We start from the raw sequence: 6746 nt of genomic DNA, 5'->3' as shown, positions 1-6746 counted from the left end.
CACTCCCCCTCCAACGCCGGGTGGACAAACTCCGACTCCAACTCCGGGTGGACAAACTCCGACTCCAACTCCGGGTGGACAAACTCCGACTCCAACTCCGGGTGGACAAACTCCGACTCCTATTTTCGCCGGAGTTCCCGAACCGGATACTGGTTGCGGTTGCGAACCCTTGCCCCTGCTGAGGGAGATCGCATTTATCCAACCCCAGCGTTCCCAAATATTCAACTTCGACTCCAGCGCCTCCGCACTCATTGACATCAAAAACTCTGTCATCGGAACTCCCGGAAACGATTATTTAACAGGGAACGACACTAACGAACTCTTTGTCTCTTTTGAGGGCAATGACACGCTTTTAGGCGAAGGCGGTTCGGATATCGTCTTTGGAGACCAACAGCAAGACTTCATCGCTGCCGGCAGGAACAACGACATCGTTTACGCCGGCAAAGAAAATGATTTGGTGTTTGGGGGCAAACAAGACGATCGCATATTTGGCGATCGCAATTCCGACACATTGTACGGCGATCGCGGTTCCGATACGATCGTCGGCGACAACGGCAACAACATCGACTTGACAGGTAACGACGGCGACCTGATTTTCGGCGGTTCTTCCAGCGATGCCATTGATGGCACTCAAGGCAACGACACTGTTTACGCCGGCAAAGACGCAGACATCGCCTACGGTGGCAAAGAAAACGACCTGATTTGGGGCGACAAGGGCTCGGACAGCCTCTACGGTGACAGCGGAGACGACTCTCTGTTCGGCGGCGTCCAAAACTCCCTAGACGGCGACCCGGAGGGGCAAGATTTTCTGGTTGGAGGCAACGGCAACGACTTGCTTAACGGCGAAGAAGCCGACGATACTTTGGTCGGCGGTAACGGTCGGGATGTGGTGTTTGGAGGAAAAGGGGGCGATCGCATTTTCGGCGAAACTGACTCGGATACTCTCTACGGCAATCAAGGTTCTGATACCATCCTCGGTGACTATGGCAATCCCTCACACAGCATAAATGTTACCGATGAAGCCGACTTAATTTTTGGCAATGACACCGGCGACATCATTGGCGGCGGTAGCGGTAACGACAGCATTTTTGGCGGCAAAGGTAATGACTTAGCTTACGGCGGCAAAGATAACGACATGATTTGGGGCGAACTCGGTGCTGACACCATTGTCGGCGATGAGGGAGACGATTCTCTTTACGGCGGCGTGGCAAACCAGTTAGTCAGCGATGTCAACGGCCGCGACTTGCTGTTTGGGGGAGATGGTAACGACTATCTCAACGGCGGCGAGAGTTCCGATTCTCTCGGCGGTGGTTTTGGCAACGATACTCTTCAGGGCGGCAAGGATGACGATTTAGTACACGGAGATGCTGGCAGCGACTTGATTTATGGCGATGACGGCAACGATATTTTGTGCGGCGGTGATGGCAACGATACCATTTTTGGCGATCGAGGGGAAAATGACCTAGGCCCGGTGGGTGCAAACGGCCAGCAAGACTGCATCAACGGCGGCAGCGGCGACGACCTTCTCTACGGAAATGAAGGCCAAGATACTCTCAATGGCGATGAGGGTAACGATACAATTTACGGAGGGAAAGATAGCGACATTCTGAATGGGGGTGCAGGCGATGACTGGCTGTTTGGCGACGGGGGAGACGATACTTTAATTGGAGGTAGTGGGAGCGATCGTTTTGTGTTAAATAGCAACAGCGGTATCGATACTATCCTCAATTTTGAAGTAGGAACTGATAAGTTTGTTCTCGCCGGCGGCTTGAGTGTTGATTCTTTACAAATTAGCTCTGCGCCGAACGGTTATGTCCTGCAAGTTGCTGCAACTGGGGAGGTTTTGGCTAATGTTTTTGGGCCTAGTAATGCTATTACTGCTCTCGATTGCGTGACTTTTTCTCACTAAGGCAAAACTCACTCGAACAAACAGCGTGTAGAGATCCGTGCACACCCGACCTTACTGCTGTTTGTTCAAAAAATCTAATCCTAAAAAAATAGCTGCGATGCTTCCTGATACGCAAATTTCTCGGTTTGCTATTTTTAACAAAACTTCGGCAATGGGGACTAAAACTACTTCAACATCTTCTGTAATATCCAATTGTATTTGGCTGGCAAGTTTGACATTTTTAGCAAGGTATAGGTAAATACAATTGGTGTCTTTTACGGGGTTGTCATATAAAGTTGCTAGTTCCCAGATTTCTTCAGCAACATATCCAGTTTCTTCGGCAAGTTCTCTGGCAGCAGCAGATTTGCCGCTTTCTTCAGCAGGATTGAAACTTCCGCCCGGGAGTTGCAGTAAAATTTCGCCTGCTCCGTGCCTGTATTGGCGCACAAATACAAGTTCTTGCTGCTCTGTGGCGGCAAATACTAGGGCGATATTAGGTCGGACACAAACAAAAAAGTCGTCGATAATTTGTCCGCTTGGCAATTCTATTTCATCTTGTCTGACCTGACACCACTTGTTGTTAAGAACGAAGCGCGATTGCAATAATTTCCATTTATTTAAATTTTTCATATCGCAATAATGCTAAACTTTCAGCGTCATTAAACGGCAAAATTTTTCCATCAATAATCTATTTCAGATCAAAAATTTCACCCAGCAGCCATGCCATACAAAACATTATTCACCAGATTTGGGGAAGACTTACCAAAATTGACTGTTAATTCTGTCGCACCCGGATTGTTTGCGATCGAGTCACTGAGTCTGAGTCTAGCAGTCGCGGCTGCTGTAGCGACAGTGCAAATAACGCAGCAACCAGCAAATGCTTCTACAGTCACAAGTTGGCAATTCGATCCCGCCACAAATCAATTAGAAATTACTCTCCCAGAGGGAACAACTCCTCAATATTCTCTAATCAACCCGAGTCAAATTGCTGTGGATTTGCCCAATACTGAGATCGGAGTGGATGCAACTCAGCTATACCCGCAAGGCACTGTTCGTTCTGTGGGAGTAAGTCAACTGCGGGCGGGAACCACAAGAATTTTGGTCAATTTGGCTCCGGGATCTGCTTTCAACGGCGAACAAATTCAATTCCAAAGAATCGGGGTAGAAAATCGCTGGGTGTTGCGTCCGCAGATCGAACTGACTCAGAGCGGGGAAATTCCCAAAACTCAACCCCAGCCAGGAATACAAGTACCGCCAAACGAGCTGCCGATAGATTCTAACTCAACAGTAGCAGCAGAGGTCGATCGACAATCGTCTCCTGCTTCGGGGAATTTAACTACAAATTACTCACCGCAGACAACTCCAAATGACCAAATCCGACCGATAACAGTGCCTTTAGTCAGTGTTCGCTTGGATGAACGCCAGGGTGGTCGAGCTGCTGCTGTACGAAGCCTAGCTCCTCAAAATACGGCTGCTGCTATGCCCCAACAGCCTACTCTTACTTTTGGCGAGCCGCTTCCTGGCGATCGCCCGAATCGGCCTCGGCAAGTGGCGGCTGGGGCGAATGTCTTGTTGGCGGCGGGCTCGGAACTCAATTTGCAGTACCCGGGCGATCGACCTTTGCGCCTGGCTGGTGCAAAACCCAGCCGACAGGAAGTGCTACTGCTGCAAGGGGGAATTCTCGACAGCCGCGGAAATACGATCGTACCTGCGAATACGCCAGTCATCGGTCGGTTTGAAACAACTAACCTCGGCAGTCGATTTGTGGTCGAAGCTATTAGTATCAACGGCCGCAATGTTCCTCTGTTTGCTCGCTCCTCACCCGTCGAAGGCCGCCGACAACAGCCGGAGGATCGCAGCCTGTTCCGCAACAGCGGTATTGGTGGCTTAGCTTTGTTCTTGCTGAGCGGCTTTTCCGGTATCGGTTTGCTGGCTGGAGCTGCAGCAGGTGTTGCTACCACTTATGTCGCTGCTCCTCAACCTGCTACTATTCAACCTGGCCAAATTTTGCAAGTTCAGTTAACTGAAGATTTGCCTCAATTAGGTTTTTGATTTTGACATACAGCAAGGACTTAGGCTTTGCCTAAGTCCCCAGCCAAAATCTGTACTTCACTAAGCCTAAAAACTCCTCTCGTCGGCGGTTTAGAAATTTTGACCTTCCACCGTTGGGGCGATCGAACCCGGTTGGTTGAGGAACAGGTTTTTAGCGCCGTCGTTTTGGTAAATACAGTTAATTTGCGGTTGACCTTCCAATGGCCCGGTGAAGCCAAAGGTGTTCATGCGATTTTTGCACTCGCGCACTTGGTTTTGGTCGATCAGTTTTCTTTGTTCGAGAATTGCCCAGTTATTGGTTCGCAGGACGCATCCAGGGCGCATACTCGGCTGCGAGATGTAGACGTTAAAGGGGTTGAGGGTGACGTAGAGGCGCATATCTGTCACCATCGCGCTGGCTCCAAACTGCACGCAAAGTTCTGGATTCGGGGCGCTGCGATCGATAAATTCGCGGGATGCTACGTTTTCTGGGCTAATTGTAGCTGTGGAGCTAAAAGCAATCCCAATCCCAACTCCCAGAATAAAAACGGCTGTTAAAATCCCTAGGGTAGCGGAATTGAGAAAAGAAGGTTTACCTGACTGAGGTTGGCGGCGCGACTGTCCGCCAAACGAGCTGGAGTCTTCGTCTCGGAATGCGTCGCTGAATCTGTCGTCGTTGTAGGAGTTAGGTTTGCGTTTCATCAGAAAATGTGGGTGGGAACCCCGTCCTTGTAGGACGGCTTTACATCGAAAATTGCGCGTATTACAAAATAAATGGTATAAAGTGAGGCATGACGCAAAAAGCCTTCAAGTACCGCTTATATCCTACGCCCGAACAGGAAAACCTGTTGAGGCGGACGATGGGCTGTACTCGTTTGGTCTATAACCGCGCCCTGGCTGCCAGAACGGAAGCTTGGTGCGAACATCAAAAACGCATTGGGTACGTTGAAAGTTCGGCAATGCTGACCCTTTGGAAACAAGAAGACGAGCTTCAGTTTCTCAATGAAGTTAGCTGTGTGCCATTGCAGCAAGGGCTCCGACACCTTCAAGCTGCATTCAGGATTTTTTTTGCCGATCGGGCAAAATACCCGAACTTCAAAAAGAAGCGCCACGGCGGTAGTGCTGAATTCACCAAGTCCGCATTTGAGTTCAAGGACGGTCAAGTTTATTTGGCTAAGTCCGCTGAACCTTTGGCGATGCGGTGGAGCCGCACATTGCCCGAAGGTGCAAGCCCCTCTCAAGTGACGGTGAAGCTCTCGCCATCGTCCCGATGGACTGTTTGGTTGTTGGTGGATATCGAAATTGAACCATTGCCTTTGTCTGGGAATGCAATGGGAGCGGATTTGGGCAAGACCAGTTTGGTCACTCTGAGTACGGGTGAAAAAGTCGCCAATCCCAAAGGTTTTCACCTCAAACACCGCCAGCTCAAGAAAGCTCAGAAGGGTTTGAGCCGCAAACAAAAAGGCTTTAAAAATCGCCACAAAGCGCGGCTCAAAGTGGCTAAAGTGTATCAACAAATCAGTGATGCCAGACAAGATTTTATTCACAAGTTGGCGACTCGATTGGTGCGCGAAAACCAAACCATTGCCATTGAGAACTTGGCTGTGAAAAATATGATGAAGAACCGGAAACTTGCCGTCTCGATTACCGATGCGAGTTGGGGTGAGTTGGTCAGACAGCTTGAATACAAGTGCGGCTGGTACGGTCGCACCTTTGTCAAGATTGACCGCTGGTTTCCGAGTTCTAAGCGGTGTGTCCAGTGCGGGCACATCGTTGAACAACTGCCGTTGAATATTCGGGAATGGGAATGCCCCAAGTGTGGAACTCACCACGACGGGGATGTGAATGCAGCCAAAAACATACTTGCCGCAGGGCTTGCGGTGAAAGTCTGTGGAGCGAATGTAAGACCGGATAGGCATAAGTCTGATGGCAGTTGCGATGAAGCAGAAATATGTAAGCGGTGATTGTGGGAATCACTGCGGCTTGAACCCGGTGAGGATGTCAAATTAAGATTCCGTCTGTTTGGGGGACTCAACAGCTAGTAGTTTTTTTATTTTTGACTGCTCTGGCCTTTCTAATATTATGGCGTTAGAAAGGTGGCGGCTACAGGCAGGAAACACCCCCGCTGGGTTTGGTGTTGGGTTCGCTGCGGGCGATCGGCGATGATACCGCCTTGTCTGAATTTTCAGATTTCAATAAAATAGCTGAAAGTGACATACTCTTGCACAGCGGAGGAATCCGGCTCAAGATGGTTGACAAATTTTAACATTTTACAAGTTAGGAGGTATAGATTAGTGTCTGTCGAAATTATTCAAAAGCCTTCCACAGTCCGCAAGCTTGCACCGCGCTACCGCGTTCTGCTGCACAATGATGATTTCAATCCTATGGAGTACGTGGTGCAGACTTTGATGGCGACGGTACCGAGTCTGACTCAGCCACAGGCTGTGAATGTGATGATGGAAGCCCACACGAACGGGCTGGGACTTGTGATTGTTTGCGCTCTGGAACACGCTGAGTTTTACGCTGAAACGCTTAACAATCACGGATTGAGCAGCAGCATCGAACCTGACGATTAAAACGGTACAGGTAATCGCAGGGCGAAGCCCAGCCGGTTTCTGACTCGTACCTGATACCACTTATACTAAAAAGCCAAGGGTTGAACCCCTGGCTTTTTAGTATGTTTAATGCGGTCGATCGGGAAATTTGAAGAGCAGGGTTGGCATCAACCAGACCGGAAGTGGTTCGGACGGTGGTTCGGACCTAGGTCAGATCGATCGCCTGCTTCCACTCTCCAATCTCTACTCTCGATCTTCGGACATTAATAACG

General features: G+C 49.7%; 6 protein-coding genes. 4 read left to right on the top strand and 2 right to left on the bottom strand.

The genetic code is table 11. The features are described from left to right. A partial coding sequence (locus IQ270_RS26590) for a calcium-binding protein (RefSeq protein ID WP_305076229.1) occupies positions 1-1909 on the top strand: 1909 nt, incomplete at its 5' end. Between the two features lie 51 nt (positions 1910-1960). Here the strand turns inward: IQ270_RS26590 and IQ270_RS26585 are convergent. Beyond that, the gene (locus IQ270_RS26585; protein WP_193976167.1) at positions 1961-2518 is read right to left on the bottom strand and encodes an NUDIX hydrolase; all 558 of its coding nucleotides are present in this window, start codon (positions 2516-2518) and stop codon (positions 1961-1963) included. 90 nt (positions 2519-2608) lie between these two features. Here IQ270_RS26585 and IQ270_RS26580 point away from each other — a divergent pair, with 90 nt between their 5' ends. After that, positions 2609-3940, top strand: coding sequence for an AMIN domain-containing protein (locus IQ270_RS26580; RefSeq protein ID WP_193976166.1), 1332 nt, complete (start codon positions 2609-2611; stop codon positions 3938-3940). A gap of 90 nt (positions 3941-4030) precedes the next feature. On the opposite strand, the gene IQ270_RS26575 is transcribed toward IQ270_RS26580, so the two are convergent. After that, complete coding sequence (locus IQ270_RS26575; RefSeq protein WP_193976165.1) at positions 4031-4621, bottom strand: DUF3172 domain-containing protein; 591 nt, start codon at positions 4619-4621, stop codon at positions 4031-4033. Positions 4622-4710: 89 nt separating this feature from the next. On the opposite strand from IQ270_RS26575, the gene IQ270_RS26570 reads away from it, so the two are divergent. Both IQ270_RS26570 and clpS read left to right on the top strand, forming a co-directional pair. Further along, positions 4711-5883, top strand: coding sequence for an RNA-guided endonuclease TnpB family protein (locus IQ270_RS26570; RefSeq protein WP_193976164.1), 1173 nt, complete (start codon positions 4711-4713; stop codon positions 5881-5883). Positions 5884-6213: 330 nt separating this feature from the next. Further along, on the top strand, positions 6214-6495 hold the full coding sequence (clpS, locus tag IQ270_RS26565) for an ATP-dependent Clp protease adapter ClpS (RefSeq protein WP_193976163.1): 282 nt from the start codon (positions 6214-6216) through the stop codon (positions 6493-6495). Positions 6496-6746: the final 251 nt, after the last annotated feature.

Source organism: Microcoleus sp. LEGE 07076 (genome assembly GCF_015207455.1).
Lineage (GTDB): Bacteria > Cyanobacteriota > Cyanobacteriia > Cyanobacteriales > Microcoleaceae > Microcoleus.
The sequence above is the reverse complement of the archived record's forward strand: the minus strand, read 5'-3'. Positions and strand labels throughout refer to the sequence as shown.